General features: G+C 45.0%; 22 protein-coding genes. 21 read left to right on the forward strand and 1 reads right to left on the reverse strand.

Annotation, left to right across the window (positions count from 1 at the left end; genetic code table 11):
- Positions 1–273: 273 nt before the first annotated feature.
- The 14 genes from K6C05_RS00595 to K6C05_RS00660 all read left to right on the forward strand — a co-directional run bounded on the left by K6C05_RS00595 (position 274) and on the right by K6C05_RS00660 (position 13,908).
- Positions 274–600 (forward strand): hypothetical protein, encoded by a 327-nt coding sequence (locus K6C05_RS00595; RefSeq protein WP_296730332.1) that lies wholly within the window; start codon positions 274–276, stop codon positions 598–600.
- 146 nt (positions 601–746) lie between these two features.
- Positions 747–1,241 carry a 5-(carboxyamino)imidazole ribonucleotide mutase gene (gene purE, locus K6C05_RS00600; protein ID WP_296730355.1) on the forward strand — a complete coding sequence of 165 codons (495 nt, stop codon included), beginning with the start codon at positions 747–749 and terminating at the stop codon, positions 1,239–1,241.
- Between the two features lie 98 nt (positions 1,242–1,339).
- Positions 1,340–2,056 (forward strand): phosphoribosylaminoimidazolesuccinocarboxamide synthase, encoded by a 717-nt coding sequence (gene purC, locus K6C05_RS00605; protein ID WP_296730333.1) that lies wholly within the window; start codon positions 1,340–1,342, stop codon positions 2,054–2,056.
- A gap of 37 nt (positions 2,057–2,093) precedes the next feature.
- On the forward strand, positions 2,094–3,536 hold the full coding sequence (gene purF, locus K6C05_RS00610; RefSeq protein WP_296730334.1) for an amidophosphoribosyltransferase: 1,443 nt from the start codon (positions 2,094–2,096) through the stop codon (positions 3,534–3,536).
- Positions 3,537–3,547: 11 nt separating this feature from the next.
- Positions 3,548–4,600 (forward strand): phosphoribosylformylglycinamidine cyclo-ligase, encoded by a 1,053-nt coding sequence (gene purM / locus K6C05_RS00615; protein ID WP_296730335.1) that lies wholly within the window; start codon positions 3,548–3,550, stop codon positions 4,598–4,600.
- Positions 4,593–5,207: a phosphoribosylglycinamide formyltransferase gene (purN, locus tag K6C05_RS00620; RefSeq protein ID WP_296730336.1), complete on the forward strand. Its 615-nt coding sequence runs from the start codon at positions 4,593–4,595 to the stop codon at positions 5,205–5,207. Before purM ends, purN begins: the two co-directional genes overlap by 8 nt.
- A 23-nt stretch (positions 5,208–5,230) precedes the next feature.
- On the forward strand, positions 5,231–5,824 hold the full coding sequence (locus K6C05_RS00625) for an IMP cyclohydrolase (RefSeq protein WP_296730337.1): 594 nt from the start codon (positions 5,231–5,233) through the stop codon (positions 5,822–5,824).
- Entirely contained in the window at positions 5,824–7,104 is a 1,281-nt protein-coding gene (gene purD / locus K6C05_RS00630) for a phosphoribosylamine--glycine ligase (protein WP_296730338.1), read from the forward strand. Before K6C05_RS00625 ends, purD begins: the two co-directional genes overlap by 1 nt.
- A gap of 49 nt (positions 7,105–7,153) precedes the next feature.
- Complete coding sequence (locus tag K6C05_RS00635) at positions 7,154–7,381, forward strand: hypothetical protein (protein ID WP_296730339.1); 228 nt, start codon at positions 7,154–7,156, stop codon at positions 7,379–7,381.
- A 101-nt stretch (positions 7,382–7,482) separates the two neighbouring features.
- Positions 7,483–10,413 carry an insulinase family protein gene (locus K6C05_RS00640; RefSeq protein WP_296730340.1) on the forward strand — a complete coding sequence of 977 codons (2,931 nt, stop codon included), beginning with the start codon at positions 7,483–7,485 and terminating at the stop codon, positions 10,411–10,413.
- 104 nt (positions 10,414–10,517) lie between these two features.
- The gene (gene dapA, locus K6C05_RS00645; RefSeq protein WP_296730341.1) at positions 10,518–11,402 is read left to right on the forward strand and encodes a 4-hydroxy-tetrahydrodipicolinate synthase; all 885 of its coding nucleotides are present in this window, start codon (positions 10,518–10,520) and stop codon (positions 11,400–11,402) included.
- 120 nt (positions 11,403–11,522) lie between these two features.
- On the forward strand, positions 11,523–12,185 hold the full coding sequence (sdaAB, locus tag K6C05_RS00650) for an L-serine ammonia-lyase, iron-sulfur-dependent subunit beta (RefSeq protein ID WP_296730342.1): 663 nt from the start codon (positions 11,523–11,525) through the stop codon (positions 12,183–12,185).
- Between the two features lie 10 nt (positions 12,186–12,195).
- Entirely contained in the window at positions 12,196–13,068 is an 873-nt protein-coding gene (gene sdaAA, locus K6C05_RS00655) for an L-serine ammonia-lyase, iron-sulfur-dependent, subunit alpha (protein WP_296730343.1), read from the forward strand.
- Between the two features lie 105 nt (positions 13,069–13,173).
- A complete protein-coding gene (locus K6C05_RS00660; protein ID WP_296730344.1) occupies positions 13,174–13,908 on the forward strand; it encodes a hypothetical protein in 735 nt (244 codons plus the stop codon).
- A gap of 97 nt (positions 13,909–14,005) precedes the next feature.
- Here the strand turns inward: K6C05_RS00660 and K6C05_RS00665 are convergent, their stop codons facing one another.
- Positions 14,006–14,746: a transglycosylase domain-containing protein gene (locus K6C05_RS00665; RefSeq protein ID WP_296730345.1), complete on the reverse strand. Its 741-nt coding sequence runs from the start codon at positions 14,744–14,746 to the stop codon at positions 14,006–14,008.
- Positions 14,747–15,034: 288 nt separating this feature from the next.
- Here K6C05_RS00665 and argC point away from each other — a divergent pair, with 288 nt between their 5' ends.
- The 7 genes from argC to argH all read left to right on the forward strand — a co-directional run bounded on the left by argC (position 15,035) and on the right by argH (position 23,219).
- The gene (argC, locus tag K6C05_RS00670; protein ID WP_296730346.1) at positions 15,035–16,072 is read left to right on the forward strand and encodes an N-acetyl-gamma-glutamyl-phosphate reductase; all 1,038 of its coding nucleotides are present in this window, start codon (positions 15,035–15,037) and stop codon (positions 16,070–16,072) included.
- Positions 16,073–16,108: 36 nt separating this feature from the next.
- Complete coding sequence (gene argJ / locus K6C05_RS00675) at positions 16,109–17,320, forward strand: bifunctional glutamate N-acetyltransferase/amino-acid acetyltransferase ArgJ (protein WP_296730347.1); 1,212 nt, start codon at positions 16,109–16,111, stop codon at positions 17,318–17,320.
- 67 nt (positions 17,321–17,387) lie between these two features.
- Positions 17,388–18,275: an acetylglutamate kinase gene (gene argB, locus K6C05_RS00680; protein ID WP_296730356.1), complete on the forward strand. Its 888-nt coding sequence runs from the start codon at positions 17,388–17,390 to the stop codon at positions 18,273–18,275.
- A 14-nt stretch (positions 18,276–18,289) separates the two neighbouring features.
- Positions 18,290–19,483 carry an acetylornithine transaminase gene (locus tag K6C05_RS00685; RefSeq protein WP_296730349.1) on the forward strand — a complete coding sequence of 398 codons (1,194 nt, stop codon included), beginning with the start codon at positions 18,290–18,292 and terminating at the stop codon, positions 19,481–19,483.
- A gap of 121 nt (positions 19,484–19,604) precedes the next feature.
- On the forward strand, positions 19,605–20,537 hold the full coding sequence (argF, locus tag K6C05_RS00690) for an ornithine carbamoyltransferase (protein ID WP_296730351.1): 933 nt from the start codon (positions 19,605–19,607) through the stop codon (positions 20,535–20,537).
- Between the two features lie 44 nt (positions 20,538–20,581).
- Positions 20,582–21,793, forward strand: a complete 1,212-nt coding sequence (locus K6C05_RS00695; RefSeq protein WP_296730352.1) for an argininosuccinate synthase — start codon at positions 20,582–20,584, stop codon at positions 21,791–21,793.
- Position 21,794: 1 nt separating this feature from the next.
- A complete protein-coding gene (argH, locus tag K6C05_RS00700; protein WP_296730354.1) occupies positions 21,795–23,219 on the forward strand; it encodes an argininosuccinate lyase in 1,425 nt (474 codons plus the stop codon).
- Positions 23,220–23,364 lie beyond the last annotated feature (145 nt).

A 23,364-nucleotide genomic window follows, 5' to 3' on the forward strand; every position in this document is an offset into this window, starting at 1 on the left:
GAGCTTTAAGATGTCCCCTTCCTCTTTAGGTGGGGGAAAACAAACTACAACAGCTGGCGAGCATATCTCCCAGCTCGTTGAAACGCTAATTGGAAGATTTTTCTTCTAAAGAAGAAAAATTTGAACAATGGCGTTATAAGAGTTTCTCCTGATGGAGGTAATCAAATTTTATTTAATTATAGCACTTTTTGCAATATAAAAAGCATATTTTTCATATTTTATGTAAATTATGCCTGTTATAATTAAATCATCAAAGTTAAGGAGGTTTTGACCATGCAAATCATATATGGCCTTGATATAAATAATACCCAGTATCTCGTTCTGGACTATAATGAATCCCTTATGAACAGCAGGACAATCGCCAGCTTGGCAGCATACCGTGGAGGGATTGGTGCTGATAAGGTCATATTCATGGATATGGTTAATGGTGCTGTCATTGCCATCTACAATGCAGAAGGTCAGAATACAGTTCCTGATATGGATGATTTTAAGGCAGCCAGGAAAATGATTTCCGGAAGCTTTTCCCGGGAATATCACGTTACGGATTATTATTTAAGTACTATTGTGGTCGAAAAAGAATTGATTAAGACTGCCTGCTGACATCAATCAAGTGAAAGTAATATAAACGCTGTCAACAAAGGGAGAAACGCCTCCTTTTCGTTGACAGTTTTTAATTTTTTCTGTTATAGTGTATGGGTAAGATATCGTAAGAGTTGATGTATTTTTACGGAGGAGTTGATTCGTTGATGAAGGCAGCCATTATAATGGGTAGCGATTCAGATTGGCCAATTCTGAAGCCGGCCTATGAGCTTCTGAAACAGTTTGGTATTGAATCCGAGGTGGTTGTTGCTTCGGCTCATCGTACACCTGGAAAGGTTAAAGAGATTGTTTCCACTGCACCTGAGCGAGGTGTGGGAGCATTTATATCAGCAGCTGGTGCTGCAGCACACCTTGGTGGCGTTATTGCAAGTTATACTACATTGCCGGTTATAGGAGTACCTATTAATGCTACATCCCTTAATGGAATGGATGCTTTGCTTAGTACGGTACAGATGCCTTCGGGTATTCCTGTGGCCACAATGGCTATTAACGGAGCAAAGAACGCCGCCATTTTTGTTGCAGAAATTTTTGCTCTCTCTGATGATAATATCAAGACAAAGCTGGTTAAATACAGGGAGAAGATGGTTGAGGATGTTGAAGTGAAGGCCAAGCGGGTGGAGCAGTCCCTCACCAAGGACTGATTACCCTGCTGCCAGTGTCCTCATGTTGTTGCCTGCCACCTTCCTTAATTGGGGAGGTTGACATAAATTGTTTATTTTAATGGAGGTAATTTTTTACAATGGAAAAGAAGAACGCTATTTACGAAGGAAAAGCAAAGATTTTGTATGCTACAGAAAATCCTGATCAGCTGATTTGCTACTATAAGGATGATGCCACTGCCGGTAATGGTGCAAAAAAAGGCACCATTGTGGATAAGGGCATTATGAATAACAAGATTACCATGTTCTTCTTTGATCTGTTGGCCAAGGAAGGTATTCAGAATCATGTTATCAAGGTTATTGATGACAGAAATGTACTGATCAAGAAGCTGGATATTGTTCCTTTGGAGGTAATCATCCGTAATGTTGCCGCTGGTTCCCTGGCAAAGCGCCTCGGCCTGGAGGAAGGCACTCCTATGTCCATGCCTGTTATAGAGCTCTGTTATAAAAATGATGACCTGGGTGACCCAATGGTAAATCATTATCATATTTATGCCTGCAAGCTGGCTACCAAGGAAGAAATGGAAGAGATTGAGAAGCAGTCCCTGAAGATTAATCAGATCATGGTGGATTATCTCAAGACCAAGAATATTGATCTCATTGATTTCAAGCTGGAGTTTGGCCGTGATAAGGACGGCAAGATTGTATTGGCTGATGAGATTTCACCTGATAACTGCCGCTTCTGGGATTCCATAACCAAGGAAAAACTGGATAAGGACCGCTTCCGCCGTGATCTTGGCAATGTTGAGGATGCCTATAAGGAAATCCTGAAGCGTCTTACCGGTGAAGTCCGTTAAAAATTGAATACAGATTTAGATTGGAATGGTTTTTACAATGATTGATTATGAAGAGGACAAGCTGAAGGAGGAGTGTGGCGTCTTTGGCGTATACTCCAGGGAACTCAATGTCTCTGAATTGACTTATTATGGGCTTATTGCCCTGCAGCACCGTGGCCAGGAAAGTACAGGCATTGCTGTAACTGATGGTGCATGGATGGATGTAAGCCGTGGAATGGGGCTTGTCCGGGAGGTGTTTAGACATCAGATACCTCAGATGGATAACCAGTACATTGCTATTGGTCATGTTCGTTATTCCACTACAGGCTCCAGCCTGTTGGCCAATACTCAGCCACTGATGGTTTCCTATTCAGGTGGGAAGATTGCCCTGGCCCATAATGGAAATCTCACCAATGCAGGTGAAATCCGCAAGAAGCTTGAAGAAAGCGGTACTATTTTTCAGACCACTATAGATTCAGAGGTTTTTGTAAATCTGATAGCAAGGTCCAGAAAGGTTACCATTGAAGAAAAAATAATCGACAGCCTCAAGAAAATAAAGGGGGCTTATTGTCTGACCATAATGACTGAGGATAAGCTGATTGGTGCAAGGGATCCTCAGGGCTTCCGCCCTCTCTGCATCGGCAGGCTTGAAGAGGGTGGGTATGTGCTCAGCTCTGAAAGCTGTGGACTCGATGTAGTCGGGGCTGAGTTTATACGGGATGTGGAACCTGGTGAGATGGTTGTTATTAATGAAAATGGTATTGAGTCTCATCGTTTTGCTAAGCCTAAGCCATCCATGTGTATTTTTGAATTCATATATTTTGCCCGCCCGGATTCAATAATTGACGGCCAGAGCGTTCATGAATCAAGGTTTGAGATGGGAAGAATCCTGGCACGGGAGGCAAAATGCAAGGGGGATATAGTTATTTCAGTACCCGACTCAGGTAATGTAGCAGCTTCCGGTTTTGCCTATGAGGCTGGGATTCAATACGTGAGCGGCCTGATAAAGAACCGTTATATTGGCAGGACATTTATACAGCCAAGTCAAAAACAGCGTGATACTGCAGTAAAGCTGAAGCTGAATCCGGTAAGGTCTGTTGTGGATGGCAAGTCTGTCATTGTAATTGATGATTCTATTGTGCGTGGTACTACCAGTGGCAAGATCGTGAAGATGCTTCGTGATGCCGGGGCCAAAGAGGTTCATATGGTTATCAGCTCACCGCCTATTGGTTATCCATGCTTTTATGGCATCGATACCTCTGCCCGTAAGGAACTCATTGCTGCTACAAAATCAGTTGATGAGATATGCGAGTATATAGGTGCAGATTCCCTGCATTTTCTTACCCTTGAGGGACTGAAAAAATGTGTGCCACAGCTGAATCCTAATAACATGTGCTTTGCCTGCTTTAACGGGGGATATCCTATTGAGCAGAAGACACAGTCACCGGCGGAGGCAGACAAGTTTATTTTTGAAACCAGAAAGAAAATCAAAAAAGGTTAATGGAGGATACAATGGAAGAAAAGCTGACTTACCGTGATGCCGGGGTGGATATTGATGCAGGTAATTACTCTGTAAAGCTTATCAAGGATAGTGTAAAGGCTACTTATCGCCCGGAGGTACTGGGTGATTTAGGTGGCTTTGGGGGACTGTTTGCATTAAATACCGGCAAATATAAGGAGCCTGTATTGGTTTCGGGAACTGATGGTGTCGGCACCAAACTCCGCCTGGCATTTATGCTGGATAAGCATGATACCATTGGGCAGGATGCTGTGGCAATGTGTGTCAATGATATCCTGGTGCAGGGGGCTGAGCCTCTTTATTTCCTGGATTACCTTGCTGTGGGCAAACTTGATCCTGAACAGGTGGCTTCTGTGGTTAAGGGTGTGGCCAATGCTTGCCGTGAGTCCGGTTGTGCACTTATTGGTGGTGAGACTGCTGAGATGAGCGGTTTTTATCCGGTAGGGGAATATGATATTGCCGGCTTTGCAGTTGGTGTTGTTGATAAATCCAGGATTATTACCAGTGAAAAGGTAAAAGCCGATGATGTGCTTTTGGCACTGCCATCCTCCGGAGTTCATTCCAATGGTTATTCCCTGGTCCGTAAGATCGTGTTCGAGAAGATGGGCTACAAAGGTGATGAATATATTGATGAGCTTGGAAAGACCATTGGCGAGGAATTGCTGACGCCTACCAGATTATATCCAAGGACATGCCTGCCGTTGATTGAGAAATATGATATTCATGGCATGGTACATATTACCGGGGGTGGATTTTATGAGAATATACCACGGGCCCTCCCGGAAAATATGGGGTGTGTGGTAGATACTACTGCCTGGGAGGTTCCGGCCATCTTTAAGCTCCTGCAGAAGTGGGGTAATGTTGACTGGAAGGAAATGTATCGTACCTTTAATATGGGGATTGGCATGGTCCTGATTGTTTCCGGCAGTGACGCAGAAGCAATCAAGGCTGAGCTGAAGGCGGCCAATGAGCCGGTATTTGAAATTGGCCATGTTACCACCGGCAATCATGAGGTTATTACCAAAGGCGGCGTGTTTAATGAGTAACCATGTTTTAGGTATTTTGTGTTCCGGTCGGGGGTCAAATATGCAGTCAATTCTGGCAGCTATTGATGCCGGACAGATAAAAGCGTCAGTAGGGGTGGTACTCACTGACAAGCCTGAGGCCAAGGCACTTACCCTGGCCAGGGAAAAGGGGCTTCGCAGTGTCTGTATCAATCGTAAGGCCTGCAGTACCCAGCAGGAATTTGAGGAAAAGCTGGTGGCAGAACTGAGGGCGGCCGGTGTTACACTGGTCATTCTGGCGGGCTTCATGCGAATCCTGAGTCCTTATTTTGTCGGGGAATACAGACATCAGATATTGAATATTCATCCGTCACTGTTGCCCTCCTTCGGTGGGGCTCATGCCCATAGGGACGTGCTGGCGTATGGCACCAAGGTGTCTGGCTGCACTATCCATTTCGTGGATGAGGGGATGGATCATGGTCCGATAATCCTTCAGGATACAGTCCCGGTGCTGGATGGCGATACTGAGGAGATCCTGGCAGCCAGAGTTCTTCAGAAGGAACATATTTTATATCCAAAGGCCATAGAGCTTTATGTGGATGGCAGGCTGGAACTTGTAGATGACCGTCATGTACGGATTAAACAATGATTATAAGATAAGGAGAATTTACTATGAGAATCAAACGCGCATTGATCAGTGTATCTGATAAGACTGGTGTGGTTGAGCTGGCAAAAAAACTCCATGCTGCCGGTATAGAGATTGTTTCTACCGGTGGTACCATGAAGGCGATAAAAGATGCGGGAATCCCTGTTATTTATGTAAGTGATGTCACAGGATTTCCGGAGATTATGGATGGCAGGGTAAAGACACTCAATCCGCTAATTCATGGTGGTATTCTGGCAGTCCGTGATAATCCTAATCATGTGCAGGCCATGAAGGAGCACAAGATTACCGGTATTGATATGGTCGTAGTAAATCTGTATCCTTTCAGGGAAACTATTTCCAAGCCGGATGTTACTTTGGCAGAAGCAATAGAAAACATTGATATTGGCGGGCCGGCCATGATCCGTGCAGCGGCCAAGAACTTTAAATATGTTACTGTAGTCACCAATCCTGATCGCTATAATGAGGTGGCTGAAAGTATTGAAAAACATGGCTGTGTGAGTGGTATGCTGCGTATGCAGCTGGCTCAGGAGGCCTTCCGGCATACTTCCGAATATGATGATTGTATTCAGAAATATCTCTTGGAGCAGGTGAATAAATAATGAATATTTTAGTTGTAGGCAGTGGTGCAAGAGAGCACACCCTGGTTTGGAAACTCAGTCAGAGCAAGAAGGCTGACAAGCTGTATGCTATTCCTGGTAATCCTGGTATGGCTTCCCTGGCTGAATGCGTGGAGGATATTTCCATTACAGATAATGCTGCAATGGTGAAATTTGCCCAGGAGCACGATGTGGAACTGGCAGTGGTAGGCCCTGAGGTGCCACTTACCAATGGTGCCGTTGATGCCTTTAATAAGGTGGGAATCAAGGCTTTTGGCCCTGTTCAGGTAGCTGCTGAGATTGAAGGCTCCAAGGCTTTTTCCAAGGGATTGATGAAAAAATATAATATTCCAACGGCTAAATATGAGGTGTTTACTGATGCTGACAAGGCCAAGGAATATATCAGGTCTGAAGGAGCACCTATTGTAATCAAGGCCGATGGCTTGGCTGCCGGTAAGGGTGTTATAGTAGCCATGACCCTTGATGAGGCGTTGGGAGCAATTGATGAAATCATGGGTGATGGTGCCTTTGGCAGTGCAGGCAGCAGGGTTGTTGTCGAAGAATTCATGGCCGGCGAGGAAGTGTCTGTGCTTTGCTTTACCGACGGCAAAACAATTATTCCTATGGTTCCTTCCCAGGATCATAAGCGGGTAAATGATAACGATGAAGGTCCTAATACCGGTGGTATGGGTGCCTATGCCCCGGCGCCTGTTGGGACTCCGGAGCTTTTGGCTGAAACTCAGAGGCTGATCCTTGACCCGGTTATTAAGGCCATGGAAAAGGAAGGCCGTCTATATAAGGGCTGCCTTTATGCAGGCCTTATGGTAACTGATAAGGGACCACGGGTAGTTGAGTTCAATGCCCGTTTTGGGGACCCGGAAACCCAGGTGGTATTGCCACTTTTGGAAAGTGATTTGGTGGATGTCATGCTGGCGTGTATTGATGGCAGCCTGGATAAAACTGAGGTTAAATGGAGCACTGGTGCTGCTGTATGTATTGTAATGGCTGCCGGCGGTTACCCAAAGAAATACAACAAGGGTGATGAGATTACCGGACTCAGGGAAGCTGAGGCCGGTGGTAATATTGTATTCCATGCTGGTACTGCCGAAAAGGATGGCCACATTTATACAAATGGCGGCCGTGTGCTGGGTGTTGTGGCCAAAGCTGCAGGAATTAAGGAGGCAGTTGATTCTGCATATGCTTCTGTGGACAAGATACACTTTAAGGATGCACATTTCAGACATGATATTGCTCATTGGGCATTGGAACGCTTGAAGAAGTAATATTTCTGCGGTATACTTTAAGCATGACTAAAGGAACGGAGCTGATCGTATGGATGTTAATGAAATAATATCATCTACCTATAGCGACAATAGGGAGAAAATGCGCAGTTTATCTGAGATTACGGCTAAATATAATCTCAGCTGCAAAAAGTACAAGGAACTTCGTAACTGTAAGGCGGAAATCCGTGAGCAGAAGGTTATGCTGTATGCAGAATTGAAGGCCTTGGGATGGGTACTTGGGAAAAGTGATAAGACCATTACCAGGGATGCAAATTAATATTCAGTATTTTGAAACTGCCTTGTGATATTATCATGGGGCAGTTTTCGGCAATAAAGGTGTAACTACGGCGATATATTTTGTTAAGGAGATTAATTTTTATGGACATAAATGATGTTATTCATGGTTTTAAATTAATTAAAAAGGATCATGTAGCTGAAGCCGGTTCTGATACCTTTGAGTTTATTCATGAAAAAAGTGGGGCCAGACTGCTGTACCTGCAGAATAAGGATGACAACAAGGTGTTTTCCATAGCCTTCAGGACTCCACCGGAGGATGATACCGGAGTTGCCCACATCATTGAACACTCCACTCTTTGCGGCTCAAGAAAATTTCCTTTGAAGGAGCCATTTGTTGAATTGGTAAAAGGCTCCCTCAATACCTTTCTCAATGCCATGACCTACCCGGATAAGACGGTATATCCTGTGGCGAGCTGCAATGACAAGGACTTTCACAATTTGATGGATGTTTATCTTGACGCAGTATTTTATCCTGCCATGCTGGAGAATCACGAAATCCTGATGCAGGAGGGCTGGCATTACGAGATCGAAAAGCCGGAGGATCCCCTTACATACAGCGGTGTAGTATACAATGAAATGAAGGGGGCCCTTTCATCACCGGAGGACCTGCTGCAGAATGAAATAATGCGTGCCCTGTATCCTGATACAACCTATGCCAATGAATCAGGTGGCAATCCTGAAGCCATTCCTGAGCTGACCTATGAAAGCTTCAAGGAATTTCACAGAAAGTATTATTCACCTGCCAACAGCTATATCTATCTGTATGGAGATATGGATATAGTCGAGCAGCTGAAATTTATCGATGAGGAATATCTCAGTCATTTTGATGTTGTGGATGTGGATTCAGTCATCCATAAGCAAAAGGCCTTTGATGAAATCAAGGATATTTGTGCTGAGTATCCTGTTGGGGCTGAGGAAACCACTGAGGCCAAAACCTTCCTTGCCTACTCGGTGGTAGCCGGAAGCAGTGATGACATGGAGGAATACATGGCCATGTCAATACTGGAGGATGCCCTGATACGGCATCAGGCAGCACCTTTGCGCAAGGCAATCATAGATGCAGGTATCTGCAAGGATATTTCCTCATATTATGAAGGGGAAATCCTTCAGCCATTTTTTACTATTGAATTAAATGGTTCAGAGGAAAAGTATAAGGAAAAATTCCAGCAGATTGTTCGTGATACCCTGTGTGATATAGTCAAAAATGGTATTGATAAGGAGCTTTTGGAAGGCACCCTTAACCACATGGAATTCAGGCTCCGGGAGGCTGATTACGGTACGGCGCCTAAGGGACTCATATACAATCTGTCTGTCCTGAAGAGTTGGTTATATGATAAGGACCCGTTGAGAATGCTTCGGTATGAGGATTTGCTGGAGTCCTTGAGGAAAAAGCTGTCTACCGGCTATTACGAAGGACTGATACAGAAAAATCTCCTGGATAACAGGTTTGGGGCCGTTGTGGTATTGAAGCCAAATAATACTATGGCGGCTGCACGGACAAAGAAAATGGAAGCTCATCTGGCACAGCTCAAGGAGAAAATGACTGCTGCCGAGATCGATGATATTATCAGTGCAACTGCCAGCCTGAAGCGGAGACAGCAGACTCCTGATACACCGGAAGCCCTGGCTACCATACCACTGCTGAAGATTTCGGATATCAATCCAAAATCACGGACCTTCCCAATGGAGGAAAAGGAGTGGGATGGCATCAAGGTGCTCTGCTCAGATGTGGAAACCAATGGCATTGTTTATTATTCACTGTATTTCGATATAGATACTGTACCTCAGGAGCTGCTGCCATATGTATTCCTTTATAACGAGCTTATGGGGCAGGTGGATACAGCTTCACGAACATATGCTGAGCTCACCAAAAAGATGCTGTTTTATACCGGCGGAATGGGTGGAAGCATTGAGGTGTTTGATATCAAGGATCATCCGGATGAGTACAGGGCTTTGTTGAGGATGACATCAAAGGTGTTCTACAGAAATCTTCCGATAGCCATGGACCTGATGTGTGAGATAATTAATGAAAGCCTGTTTGATGACAGCAAGCGCATTCGCGAGCTGATGGTTCAGTTGCGGGCGGAGGTGGAAATGGAGATGCTGCAGTCCTCTGTCAGTGTAGCCAGAACCAGGTTGTCCTCCTTTATTTCCAAGGATGGTGTGTTTGATGAAATCGGCGCATTGTCCCTGTATCAGCTTATCAAAGATATTACAGATGATTTCGATAACAGGTTTGAGGATTTCAAGGCCAAGCTGTATAAGGTCAAGAGCCTGTTGTTCAGCAAAAAGCATTTGACTGTTGGACTCACATTGCCGAAAAAAGATTATGGTATGTTTGAGGCGGAAGTGAAAAAACTCAGCAAAGCACTGGAAGGAAATAAAACAGCAGATGAAGCGCCAAGGCAGGTATATGATTTGCCTGTAAAGGGGCAAAAGGAAGGTCTGGTGTCTTCCAGTCAGGTTCAGTATGTGGCCAAGGGTGCTAACCTCATTAATTTGGGCTATGAGGTTACAGGGCATATGCGTGTGATGGAAACCATGCTGAAATATGAATATTTCTGGATCAAAATCAGGGTACAGGGTGGCGCCTACGGGGCAATGACCAGCATCAAAAATAACGGGAATGTTATTTTTGTGTCCTACCGTGATCCTAAGCTCAAGGAAACCCTGGATGTCTTTAATGGAACAGCAGATTTCCTGCGCCATTTTGATGCCGATGAAAGGGAAATGACCAAATACATTATCGGAACCATTAGCGGTGTGGATATGCCGCTTCCACCAAAGACCATAGGGAATGTAGCCCAGGGAATGTATTTCAGAAGGATTACCAATGAAATGCGGCAAAAATCACGGGACGAGATATTGTCTACGACTCCTGAGATAATCAGGGGGTTGGCACCAGCTGTGGATGATTGCATGAAAGCAGATAATATCTGTGTATTTGGCAATGAAAATGTCATAACTGACAATCGTGATATTTTTGACAAGCTCACCAGGATAATGGATTGATGGTATTTTTCCCACACAATATTTCAGTGATTATTGACTTTGTTTTTTGCCCATGCAATAATTAAAATGGTTGCAATGCTTGATGAGGTTTGGAGGTTATTTTTGTGAAGGATATTGTATTTAGTGGTGCAGGTGTAGCAATCATTACACCTTTTACTGATGATGGAATCAACTTTGATGAGCTTGGCCGTATCATTGAAGATCAGATTGCTGGTGGTACTGATGCAATTGTTATTACAGGTACTACAGGTGAGTCTGCAACAATGTCTGATGAGGAGCACAAATCTGCAATTAAATACGCCGTGGATAAGGTGGCTGGCCGTATACCGGTTATTGCCGGAACAGGTTCAAATGAAACAGACTATGCCATTCAGCTGTCCAGGTATGCAGAAGAAGTGGGAGCGGATGCCCTGCTGGTAGTTACCCCGTATTACAATAAATGCACCCAGAAGGGGTTGGTGAAGCATTATTATGCGGTTGCTGATGCTGTAAATATACCTATTATCGTTTACAATGTTCCTTCCCGTACAGGGGTTAATATCCAGGTTTCCACCTTCAAGGAATTATCAAAGCATCCACGCATTGTTGCAGTGAAGGAAGCCAGTGGTGATCTTTCTGCAGTGGCTAAAATCCGTCACGCCTGTGGGGATGACCTGGCAATATATTCCGGAAATGATGACCAGATTGTGCCTATTCTGTCCCTTGGAGGAAAAGGAGTCATATCAGTGCTTTCAAATGTTGCGCCGAAAACAGCGCATGATATCTGTCAGCTGTATTTTGATGGCAGGGTTCAGGAAGCCTCCAAGCTCCAGATAGATTATATTGACCTGATCAGTGCATTGTTCTGCGAGGTTAATCCTATTCCTGTAAAGGTAGCAATGCGAATGAAGGGCTATGATGCGGGGATTCTCAGACTGCCATTGACTGAGATGGAGCCTGAGCACGAAGCACTGCTAAAACAGTGTATGAAAGCACATAATTTAATTTAGTTTATTTTTGCTCCTGGAGTCAGGGGCGATAAATCAGATAAGGGCTGTAACTGATTGGTTTTAGCCCTTATTTTTATAGGAAAACAGGTGGGGAGTTTTCCTTATATTTAGGAGGTATTTATGAGAGGTGTATTTGATATTGTTGGGCCTATAATGATAGGACCATCCAGCTCACATACTGCCGGAGCTGCCAGGCTTGGCCTTATGGCAGGGAAAATCCTTGGAGAGAAAGTAGTAAAGGCGGAAATACTGCTCCATGGTTCTTTTGCCCAGACTTATCGTGGTCATGGCACAGACAAGGCCCTTATCGGTGGTATTATGGGCTTTTCTCCTGAGGATGACAGAATCCGTAATGCCTTGGAAATTGCTGATAAGGAAGGGTTGGAATATTCCTTTGAAACAGTGGATTTGGCTGAGGCACATCCTAATACCGCAGTGCTGAAGCTGGTTGGTGACAAGGGGCGCAAGGTTGTAGTTGGTGGTGCATCAATTGGGGGAGGCAATATAGAGGTGTCAAGGATTGATTCCTTTGAGGTTTCCCTGACCGGTGAATACCCGGCTTTGGTGGTAGTCCATCGTGACAGGCCAGGTGTCATTAATGTTATTGCCAGTGTCCTGGCCAGGTATGGCATTAATATCGCATTTATGCGGGTATCGCGTCGTACCCGGGGCCAACAGGCCATGATGATAATTGAGACGGATGATGAATTGACAGAGGAAATAATTTCAGCCTGCCGTGATACGGGAGCCATTGAAAACGCCTTTGCAATTCCTGCAATATAGGAGAAAAAATATGATCAGCTTTAATTCCATCCATGAGCTTATTGATTTAGCAAAGGAAAATAATACGACGATTGGTAATATCGTGCTGACTTATGAGGAGGAATCCTCCATGAAGCCACGGGAAGAGCTCAAGGCAGCCATGCTGGAAAACTGGCAGGTAATGCAGGAATCAATCTCCCGGGGACTGGTGAACAATGAAAAATCCCTTAGTGGCCTTACCGGTGGTGATGCCGTAAAATTATTTCATTACAACGATAAGGGATATACCGGAGGAACTGTAATGATGGCAGCAGCCAATGCTGTGGGGGTAAGTGAGGTCAATGCAGTCATGGGAAGGATAGTGGCCTGTCCAACGGCCGGATCCTGTGGTATTGTACCGGCGACTATCAAGGCTGCTTCTGAAAAAAATCATAATTCTGAAGATGAAATCATCGAGGCACTGTTTACGGCGGCGGGCATAGGACTTGTCATTGAATCCAATGCTTCCATTGCCGGTGCTTATGGTGGTTGTCAGGCAGAGTGCGGCTCTGCGGCAGGTATGGCAGCAGGGGCACTTGTCCAGCTGGCAGGTGGTTCACCTGACCAGGTTGGGCATGGAGTGGCACTGGCCATCAAAAACCTTTTGGGACTGGCCTGTGACCCTGTAGCCGGACTGGTAGAGGTTCCCTGCGTAAAGCGCAATGGCTTTGTGGCTGTTCATGCCATGGTTGCTGCAGATATGGCCATGGCCGGAGTGGAATCAGTTATTCCTATAGATGAAGTAATAGATGCCATGGACCGCATAGGCCGGTCCCTTCCACGAAGTGTCAAGGAAACTGCAGAAGGTGGATTGGCTACCACACAGACTGCCAAAAAGATATCCAAGAGGATATTTGGGAAATAACAGTATGGCTCCAGGCAACTTCTAATCATGTTTTAATGGACAAACCAGCTGGATTATATTACACTAACTAGTGTAGTTAATTTAGGTTTCAATGGAGGTAATATAATGAAAAGAATTATGCAGCTGTTGACTGTTATGTGTATGCTCCTTTTGGGCACACAGTTGACATTTGCCTGGGAAAATGGTTCCCACAAGGAAGATATATATGATGGTGATGCCATGCTGGAAGTGAAGACCTTTGTTATAGGCAATATTTATTACATGCCACAGGATGGTGAGCCTACTCAGGAAGATCTTTTGAATATTTTGTATAATCAGGCCGTTAAGAATACCAAGAAGAGTGAATATACATTTACTTCCTATCCGGATTTCTGTCAGGAAATAAACAAACGCGATCATGTTGATATCTATCGCCTTGGCAGGCGTAAGGCCCTGGAGATATTCAAGGAAAAGGTTGGCTCCCTTGCCGATGCCTATATTGTTTGTACTGTATCCAATGATACCAGGTTGAATGTTTTCTATGATGTGGTAAGTGCCAAGACTCATGAGGTCATTTATTCATACAGGAAGCTGGCTCCAAAGAGCAGTGTCCGTGATGAGCTGCTGTATAATGAGATGACTGCAGATTTTTATAATGGTTTCCAGCACAGAGTGAAGAAGCTCATGGAGGAAAAGGCAGAAGAAGAAAAGGCCATTTTGAAGATGGGCAAGGAAAAGTACGAGGAGTACAAGAAAAAACAGGCTGCTGAGAAAAAGAAAAAAGAACAGAGTTATCAGTCTTCTTATGAAACTTTCAAAGAAAATGGTCCGGAGCTTGGCCGTGGTCATAAGGTAGAGTAACAAAAATCAAAAGGCTTTGACGGATGAACATTCATTTCGTCAAAGCCTTTTTTGTCAGCATATTGTATTTATACATATATTGATGGATGCAGTATGGTTATTGATGGGCAAAATCCAGGGGCTTGATCTTTGCATCCTCGGCTACAGCTTCTCTTACATAGCCTGCCCTGACCATGGCATCCAAAACTATGATCTGCCGTTCCTTTGACAGCTTGAAATTGACAAAGGGAGAATAAACAGATGGAGCATTTGGTATCCCGGCAAGCATGGCTGCCTCCGGCAGGGTCAACCTGTCCACTGGCTTGCCGAAATAACCCTTGGCAGCGTCATGTATTCCGTAATATCCGGAACCAAAATAGATGGTGTTAAGGTACATTTCCAGAATTTCCTGTTTGGAATAGTGAAGCTCCATATTCAGTGCCAGCAGCAGTTCTTCTGCCTTTCGCCAATAGGTTTGTTCCTGGGATAAAAACATGTTTTTTACCAGCTGCTGTGTTATGGTGCTGGCACCTTCCTTGACTTCGCCGTATTGAAGGTTGACCAGGGCCGCCCTGCCAATACCCTCGGGATCAAAACCATGGTGGGTATAGAACCTGTTGTCTTCCACGGCCACAACGGCCTGCTGAAGTGATTCAGGAATTTGGTCAAGCCCGGTGTAATTATCCTTGCTTAATGCCTTGTCAACCTCGCGACGCAGAAAAACAACGCGGTTAATTCGTTGGGCAGTCTCATCATCAAAGTACAGAGTACCGCCTGAAAGATAGTAGGAACCGCAGAAAACTGTAACAAACAGAAGCAGCAGTAATATCAGTCTCTTGCATAAACGGATTATAAACATACATCGTGTCCTTTTGCTTAAATTTTATGGGATATTGGGCCAAACCTCAGGAAATATATCTATCCTGTTGCCTGTTGGGGAAAGCTGCGGCTCATATGCATTCAGCAGAAAGGTGCTACATATATATGCAGATATCCGTAGAGGCTTGGTGCCATATGCCAGTACTTATTATACTACATACGATGGTGCAATAAAAGAATATGCATATTTGTGCATAAATATTAATAATAAGTTGCTTTTTATGAATAAAAGCTGTATAATCATATCATTGATAAGGGGGCATATAATATGAAAAAGGTTAGTGTTATAGGTGCTACAGGCTATGCCGGCGCCGAATTACTGAGATTATTGTATAATCATCCTGAGGCAAAAGTGGTGAATATTACTTCGGAAAGTCATGCCGGTGAGCTGATATCTGATGTTTATCCCCATTTTAAGGGAATCTACGATATGACCCTGATCAGTATGAAGGAAATAAAAAAGATTGGTGAGGAAAGCGATTTTGTCTTTGTGTGTCTTCCTCATGGACATGCCATGAAGGTTGGCAAGGCCCTTATGGACTTGCCGGTACGGATTATTGACCTGGGTGCGGATTATCGTTTTGCCGATACCGATGTATATGAGGCTTGGTACAAGGTGGAGCATACCCATAAGGATGCGGAAAGGGTATATGGCCTGGCAGAATTGTATCGTGACCAGATTAAATCAGCTAAGATTATTGGAAATGCCGGCTGTTATACCACAGCTAGTATTCTGGCTCTGGCACCTTTGGCCCAAAAGCATTTAATTGATATGTCAACCATTATTGTTGATGCCAAATCAGGTGTTTCCGGTGCCGGCCGTGGCGCAAAGCTTCCAAATCATTTCCCGGAGCTATATGACAGCTTTAAGGCTTATGGAGTGGCTACTCATCGGCATACTCCTGAAATAGAGCAGGCTTTGAGTGATTTTTCAGGGGAAAATGTGGTGATTAATTTTACACCTCATTTGGTGCCAATGTCCCGGGGGATTTTAAGCACCTGTTATGCCACCCTAAAAGATGGTGTTACTGCTGAGATGGTGGATGAGGCGTTTGCTTCGGCCTATGATAAGGAATTCTTTGTACGGCTGCTGGGGAGAAACACTTATCCGGCTACAAAAAATGTCCGAGGCTCCAACCTGTGTGAATTGGGATGGCATATAGATAATCGTACCAACAGGGTGATAGTATTGTCAGCAATTGATAATCTTGTAAAGGGCGCTGCAGGTCAGGCTGTACAGAATTTTAACATAGCCTCCGGCTTCGATGAAAAGCTGGGCTTGGATATGGTGCCGGTTTATCCTTGATGGTTTTGCGCAATAGTTAATAGAGGAGGAATTATCGTGTTCAGTGAAAAGAGCAGAAAAGCAGGAATTACTTTCCCGAAAGGGTTTAAGGCAGCCGGTGTAAAGGCCGGTATAAAAAAGAGTGGCAATTTGGATGTTGCCCTGATTTATACGGAAAAGGAAGCTGCCGTGGCCGGTGTATTCACCAAAAATGAGGTGGCAGCGGCACCTGTACTGGTGGACAGGGAATATATAAAGAATGGCAAGGCTCATGCCATTGTGGCCAATGCTGGATGTGCCAATGCCTGCACTGGTGAGCTGGGACTAAAAAATGCCAAGGAAATGGCAAAACTTGCTGCTGCAGAGCTGGGCTGCCAGCCTGAGGACGTGCTTGTAAGCTCCACCGGAATAATAGGCGTCAATCTGCCAATGGATAAGATGGCTGCCGGTATTAAGGCAGCAGCCGCTGAACTGTCAGTGGACGGCAGTATGAATGCAGGTGAGGCAATTATCACTACTGATACTTATTCAAAGGCCTGCTCCCTGGCAGTGACCATCGGGGGCAAGGAGGTACGCTTTGGTGCTATCGCCAAGGGCTCAGGCATGATTCAGCCTGATATGGCTACCATGCTTTGTTACATTTCCACAGATGCCAATATTTCCAGCCAGCTGCTTCAAAAGGCATTATCTGACATTGTGGAGATCAGCTTCAACATGATTTCTGTTGACGGTGATATGAGTACCAATGATACTGTATTTGTATTGGCCAACGGTGAGGCCGGCAACCCGGAAATCAAAGAAGGCACCAAGGATTATGAGATATTCTATGACACATTAAAGACTATCTGTCAGGAGCTCTCCAAGAAAATAGCTGCTGATGGTGAGGGGGCTACCAAATTCCTGACCATTAATGTAACCGGTACCAAAAGCTTTGAGGATGCCAAGGCAATAGCCATGTGTATTGCAAAATCACCTTTGGTAAAGACTGCATTCTTTGGCGAGGATCCTAATTGGGGGCGTGTAATCTGTGCTGTAGGTTACGCCGGGGTTCCAATGGTGCCGGAAAAAACCGTTATCAAATTTGGCGGTATACCGGTATATGCCAATGGCCTTGGGGCTGAATTTGAAGAAGCAGACCTGCGTGCTGTAATGGAAAAGCCTGATATTGTGATTGATGTTGAAATGGGTCAGGGTGATGCCGGTGCAACAGTATGGAGCTGTGATTTATCCTATGAGTATGTAAAGATTAACGGTGAATATCACACCTGACAGATTATATGGTCAGCTAAGGACAGGTTGTCCGTGTTGGACCGAGGGAGGTTTTGGCATGGCTGTAATGGAGGATGCCGGGAAAAAGGCAGGTATTTTGGTGGAAGCCCTGCCTTATATACAGGAATTTTATGGTAAGACCATCGTTATCAAATATGGTGGTAATGCCATGATTAATGATGAGCTCAAGCATAAGGTGATGGAGGATGTAAGCCTTCTGAAATATGTGGGCATGCGACCGGTCATCGTTCATGGCGGCGGTCCGGACATTACCCAGTTCCTGAAAAAGGTGGGAAAGCAATCTGCCTTTGTTAGCGGTCTTAGGGTAACAGATGAGGAAACCGTTGAAATTGCTGAAATGGTTCTCGACGGCAAGGTGAACTCGGATATTGTAAATCTGCTGAATTGCCGCGGTGTAAAGGCTGTTGGCCTCAGTGGCAAGGATGCGGGACTGATTAAGGCTGAGAAAAAACTGGCCACTGTTTACGATGAGGCAGGGCAACGGGAAAATGTAGATATTGGTTATGTGGGGCAGGTGGCCTCCATAGATACATCTATTTTGGATACGCTGCTGAATAATGGCTATATTCCTGTTATTGCACCTATAGGTGTAGGGGATGATGGAGAAAGCTATAACATCAATGCCGATTATGTGGCTGCAGAGATTGCCGGTGCACTTCAGGCAGAAAAATTGTTGCTCCTCACTGATACTGAAGGTGTATACAAGGATTTTGAAGACAAGGACAGCTTTATTTCCACACTTACCGTGGAAGAAGCAAAAGGCTATATAGAGCAAGGAATTATTTCCGGGGGAATGATTCCGAAAATAGAAGCGTGTCTGAGGTCATTGGAACAGGGCACTAACAAGATTCACATCATTGATGGCAGACAGCCACATTCAATTATTCTGGAGCTGCTTACATCAAGTGGTATAGGTACTCAGGTAATCAAGTAAAGAGGTGTGATTAAATGACGGATGAACAGATATATGAAAAGGATGCCAGGGATTATCTTCCGGTCTTTGCCCGTTACAGGATAGTTTTGGACCATGGTGACGGGGTATATGTTTATGATACACATGGAAAAAAATATATAGATTTTTTGGGTGGAATAGCGGTAAATGTTTTGGGGCATAACCACCCTGCATTGGTAAAGGCTGTTTCTGAGCAGGCGGGAAAGATGATTCACTGTTCCAACCTGTATTATACCCAGGTACAGGCTGATGCGGCTGAGAAGCTGATTAAAATAAGTGGTCTGGGGAAGGTGTTCTTTGGAAATTCCGGCGCGGAGGCCAATGAAGGTGCCATCAAGCTGGCGCGAAAATATGCCCATGGGATATCTCCTGATAAATCCCAGATTATTACAGCAGTGCACAGCTTCCATGGCCGTACCATAGCTACCCTTACAGCTACCGGACAGCCAAAATACCAGGAGGGATTTGGTCCTTTGCCTGCCGGCTTTGACTATGTGCCTTATAACGATATTGAGGCCCTGGAAAAGATGATGAGCAGCAATACTGCGGCGGTAATGCTGGAGCCGATACAGGGTGAAGGCGGAGTCCATGTTCCTGATGCAGCATATTTGGAAAGGGTTCGTGAGCTATGCGACAAATTTGATGCAGTATTGATATTTGATGAAATTCAGACTGGTGTAGGCCGTAGTGGCAGCTTCTTTACCTTTGAAAAATTTGGGGTAAAGCCTGATATCGTCACCTTGGCCAAGGGCCTGGCTGGTGGTGTTCCAATCGGCGCATTTATAGCATCTGACAAGGTGGCTGCAGCCTTCCATGCCGGTGATCATGGTTCTACCTTTGGGGGGAATCCACTGGCCTGTGCAGCGGCCAATGTGGTTCTGGATTTGATCAGTGACAGTGATTTCTTGGCCAATGTAGAGGACATGGGAGCGTATATGAAATCCCGTCTGGAGATAATCAAAACAGAATATCCACAGTTGGTGAAGGAAGTCCGTGGAATGGGTCTGATTTTGGGCATGGAGCTTACAAAACCAGGCCGGGATATTGTAAATGCCTGCCTTGAAAAAGGTGCAATAATCAATTGTACTGCCGGGAATGTGCTGCGCTTTGTGCCACCTCTTATTGTGACAAGGCAACACATAGATGAGGTATGTGACATACTGGAAAAGGTCATGAAGGATTTTGCATAACGGACAATTATTTTATGTATACTGTGTATCTACTAACAAGCAAGTAAAAAAAGTAGTATAATATTCATTGTTGGTGTATAGCCATGCAAAATTACCATTATACTGCTGGGAGGTCAGATAGATGTTAAAGGGTAAGGATTTGTTATCCATTCATGAGTTGTCAGTGGATGAAGTGAATGAAATTCTTTCGTTGGCTCATGAGCTTAAGGCTAAACAAAAGGCCGGAATTGAACACCATTTGTTGAAAGGGAAAACATTGGGAATGATCTTTGAGAAGTCATCAACCCGTACCCGTCTTTCCTTTGAAACAGGCATGTACCAGCTGGGCGGCCAGGCACTGTTCCTTTCAAACCGTGATCTTCAGCTCGGGCGTGGTGAACCCATAAAGGATACGGCCCGGGTTATGTCAAGATATTTGGATGGTATAATGATTCGTACCTTTGGTCATGACAGGGTGGAGGAGTTTGCCAAATGGTCAGATGTCCCGGTCATTAATGCTTTGACTGACCTGCTGCATCCATGTCAGGTGTTGACGGATTTGCTTACTATCCAGGAACACAAGGGCAAGGACCTCAAGGGGCTTAAAATGGCCTATGTAGGTGATGGCAACAATATGACTAATTCATATATGTATGGCTGTGCCAAGGCAGGAATTGATTTTGTCGCAGCTACGCCAAAGGGCTATGAGCCTGATCAGCAGGTTATGAAAAATGCCATTGAGGATGCGGAGGAAACCGGTGCATCAATTAAACTGGTAACGGATCCTTTTGAGGCAGCCAAGGATGCCGATATCGTGGTTACAGATACCTGGGCCAGCATGGGCCAGGAAGCAGAGCATGATGAGAGAAAGAAGATTTTCAAGGATTATCAGGTAAATGAGGAGCTGCTCAGGAACGCTGATAAGAGGGTAATCGTTATGCACTGCCTGCCGGCATATCGTGGTGAGGAAATCACTGATGATATCATGGAAGCCTATGCAGATGTTATTTTTGATGAGGCAGAAAATCGTCTCCATACCCAGAAAGCCATTATGGCCCTGCTTATGGGAGATTAATTATTTTTTTAATAAATATATAGTGAGAAAAGGAGATATTTGATATGGCAGAATATAAGAAGGTAGTATTAGCATATTCCGGTGGTTTGGATACATCAGTAATCATTCCATGGCTGAAGGAAAATTACGGCGGCTGCGAGGTTATTGCCTGCTGTGCCGACATCGGCCAGGGGGATGACATGCAGGCTATTCACGACAAGGCCCTGCGTTCCGGAGCCTCCAAGTGCTATATTGCCGATCTTACAGAGGAGTTCCTCACAGAATATGTATGGCCTACCCTTAAGGCAGGTGCAGTATATGAGGGCAAATATCTCTTGGGAACATCCTTTGCCCGTCCGCTGATTGCCAAGAAGCTTGTTGAAATAGCCAAGAAGGAAGGCGCTGACGCAATAGCACACGGTGCCACCGGCAAGGGCAACGATCAGGTGCGCTTTGAGTTGACTGTTAAGGCACTGGCTCCGAATATGGCTATCATTGCTCCATGGCGTGAGTGGGAGCTGTTGTCCCGTACCCAGGAGATAGAATATGCCAAGGCTCATAATATCGAGATTCCAACTGATAATAAAAAATATTCCATGGACAAGAACATCTGGCATCTTTCCCATGAGGGATCTGATCTTGAGGATCCATGGAATGCACCACAGAATGAAATGTTCCTGGTATCCAAGGCTCCTGAGGATGCGGCTGACAAGCCTGAGGAAGTAACCGTTTGCTTTGAAAAGGGTGTTCCTGTAGCCGTTAATGGTGAGCGCATGGGTGCTGTAGAGCTGCTCAATAAGCTGAATGATATTGGTGCCCGCAATGGTGTTGGTATTGTTGATATCTGCGAGAATCGTCTCGTTGGTATGAAATCCCGTGGTGTATACGAAAATCCAGGCGGAGCAATTCTCTATTATGCTCATCGTGAGCTGGAATATCTTTGCCTTGACCGTGCTACCTACCATTTCAAGGAAGGTGCAGCAATCCGCTTTGGTGAGCTGGTATATGACGGCATGTGGTTCTGTCAGCTGCGTGAGGCATTGTCTGCTTTTGTTGACAGCACTCAGGAAACTGTTACCGGTACAGTTAAGCTCAAGCTCTACAAGGGCAATATTATCAGTGCAGGTGCTAAGTCACCATATTCCCTGTATAATCAGGAATTTGTTACCTTTGAGGAGGATCATGTATACAATCAGGCTGATGCAGAGGGCTTCATAAATCTCTTTGGCCTTCCACTCAAGGTTCGTGCACTGATGCAGGAAAAGGCAGGTAAATAATATGGCTGAACAGCTCTGGGGTGGACGATTTTCCAAGTCTACTGATGAGATGATTAATGATTTTCAGGCTTCAATCGATTTTGATAAGCGTATGTATGCTGAAGATATTGCCGGGTCTATTGCCCATGCCAATATGCTGGCCAAGGCAGGTATTATATCTGATGCTGACCGCGATGCTATTGTTGCAGGCCTGAAGGATATATTTAAAAAAATTGAAGAAGGCAATTTTTCCTTTGAGGTGGCTCTGGAAGATATTCATATGAATATTGAAAAGCGTCTCACTGATGCTATTGGCGATGCCGGTGGCAGACTTCATACGGCCCGCAGCCGTAATGACCAGGTGGCCCTGGATACCCATATGTTTATCCGCCGTCAGGTGGTAGAGGTACAGAAGCTGATACTTGATATGCAGAAGGCTCTGGTGGAGACTGCAAAAAAATACAGTGATGTCATTATGCCTGGATATACCCATTTACAGCGGGCACAGCCTATATTGTTTTCACATCACATGATGGCTTATTTTTCCATGCTGAAGCGGGATTTTGACCGATTTTCCGGGGTATATGAGCGCTGTGATATCATGCCTCTGGGAGCCGGTGCACTGGCTGGGACTACCTTCCCGATAGACAGGGAGTATGTGGCCCGGCAGCTCAATTTTGACAGCATTTATTCCAATAGTCTTGATGCGGTGTCCGACAGGGATTATATTATGGAATTTTTGTCAGCTGCTTCCATACTGATGGTGCATCTCTCCAGGCTCAGTGAGGAAACAATCCTGTGGTGTTCCCGTGAATTCTTCTTCATAGAATTGGATGATGCTCATTGTACAGGTTCTTCCATGATGCCTCAGAAGAAAAACCCTGATGTATCTGAATTGGTCCGGGGGAAGACTGGCCGTGTTGTAGGTCATCTCATGGCTATGTTAAGTACGGTCAAGGGCTTGCCTTTGGCTTACAATAAGGACCTCCAGGAGGACAAGGAGGGTATCTTTGATACAATTGATACCGTTAAGTTCAGTCTTGCTGTATATGCCCGTATTATGCGCGGAATGAAGGTTCGGGCTGATGTGATGCGCCGTGCAGTGGCGGAGGATTTCTCCAATGCCACTGATCTGGCGGATTATCTCGTAAAGAAGGGGATGCCCTTCCGTCAGGCCCATGCCGTATCCGGCAAGGCAGTTCATCATTGCATTGATGAAAACAAATGGCTGGCAGATATGTCCATGGATGAGTTCAAGGAGCTTTCCCCACTTTTTGAGGATGATATCTATGATGCCATCAGTCCGGAAACCTGCGTGAAGAATCGCAATTCCTATGGGGGGACCTCCTATAAGCAGGTGGAGATGCAGCTGGAGCTGGCCAATGAAGTGTTGAATTGTGAGGCCGTTGCCGTTACAGATAAAGCACAGAAACAGGTCGGTGTGTAAAAGCATATAACGAGCTTTAAGATGTCCCCTTCCTCTTTAGGTGGGGGAAAACAAACTACAACAGCTGGCGAGCATATCTCCCAGCTCGTTGAAACGCTAATTGGAAGATTTTTCTTCTAAAGAAGAAAAATTTGAACAATGGCGT

Source organism: Anaerovibrio sp., from assembly GCF_024697385.1.
Lineage (GTDB): Bacteria > Bacillota > Negativicutes > Selenomonadales > Selenomonadaceae > Anaerovibrio.

Excerpts from the sequence above, each read along its gene's own strand:
- K6C05_RS00595 (WP_296730332.1), top strand. The coding sequence starts at position 274 with ATGCAAATCATATATGGCCTTGATATAAATAATACCCAGTATCTCGTT.
- purE (WP_296730355.1), top strand. The coding sequence starts at position 747 with ATGAAGGCAGCCATTATAATGGGTAGCGATTCAGATTGGCCAATTCTG.
- purC (WP_296730333.1), top strand. The coding sequence starts at position 1,340 with ATGGAAAAGAAGAACGCTATTTACGAAGGAAAAGCAAAGATTTTGTAT.
- purF (WP_296730334.1), top strand. The coding sequence starts at position 2,094 with ATGATTGATTATGAAGAGGACAAGCTGAAGGAGGAGTGTGGCGTCTTT.
- purM (WP_296730335.1), top strand. The coding sequence starts at position 3,548 with ATGGAAGAAAAGCTGACTTACCGTGATGCCGGGGTGGATATTGATGCA.
- purN (WP_296730336.1), top strand. The coding sequence starts at position 4,593 with ATGAGTAACCATGTTTTAGGTATTTTGTGTTCCGGTCGGGGGTCAAAT.
- K6C05_RS00625 (WP_296730337.1), top strand. The coding sequence starts at position 5,231 with ATGAGAATCAAACGCGCATTGATCAGTGTATCTGATAAGACTGGTGTG.
- purD (WP_296730338.1), top strand. The coding sequence starts at position 5,824 with ATGAATATTTTAGTTGTAGGCAGTGGTGCAAGAGAGCACACCCTGGTT.
- K6C05_RS00635 (WP_296730339.1), top strand. The coding sequence starts at position 7,154 with ATGGATGTTAATGAAATAATATCATCTACCTATAGCGACAATAGGGAG.
- K6C05_RS00640 (WP_296730340.1), top strand. The coding sequence starts at position 7,483 with ATGGACATAAATGATGTTATTCATGGTTTTAAATTAATTAAAAAGGAT.
- sdaAB (WP_296730342.1), top strand. The coding sequence starts at position 11,523 with ATGAGAGGTGTATTTGATATTGTTGGGCCTATAATGATAGGACCATCC.
- sdaAA (WP_296730343.1), top strand. The coding sequence starts at position 12,196 with ATGATCAGCTTTAATTCCATCCATGAGCTTATTGATTTAGCAAAGGAA.
- K6C05_RS00660 (WP_296730344.1), top strand. The coding sequence starts at position 13,174 with ATGAAAAGAATTATGCAGCTGTTGACTGTTATGTGTATGCTCCTTTTG.
- K6C05_RS00665 (WP_296730345.1), bottom strand. The coding sequence starts at position 14,746 with ATGTTTATAATCCGTTTATGCAAGAGACTGATATTACTGCTGCTTCTG.
- argC (WP_296730346.1), top strand. The coding sequence starts at position 15,035 with ATGAAAAAGGTTAGTGTTATAGGTGCTACAGGCTATGCCGGCGCCGAA.
- argB (WP_296730356.1), top strand. The coding sequence starts at position 17,388 with ATGGAGGATGCCGGGAAAAAGGCAGGTATTTTGGTGGAAGCCCTGCCT.
- K6C05_RS00685 (WP_296730349.1), top strand. The coding sequence starts at position 18,290 with ATGACGGATGAACAGATATATGAAAAGGATGCCAGGGATTATCTTCCG.
- argF (WP_296730351.1), top strand. The coding sequence starts at position 19,605 with ATGTTAAAGGGTAAGGATTTGTTATCCATTCATGAGTTGTCAGTGGAT.
- K6C05_RS00695 (WP_296730352.1), top strand. The coding sequence starts at position 20,582 with ATGGCAGAATATAAGAAGGTAGTATTAGCATATTCCGGTGGTTTGGAT.
- argH (WP_296730354.1), top strand. The coding sequence starts at position 21,795 with ATGGCTGAACAGCTCTGGGGTGGACGATTTTCCAAGTCTACTGATGAG.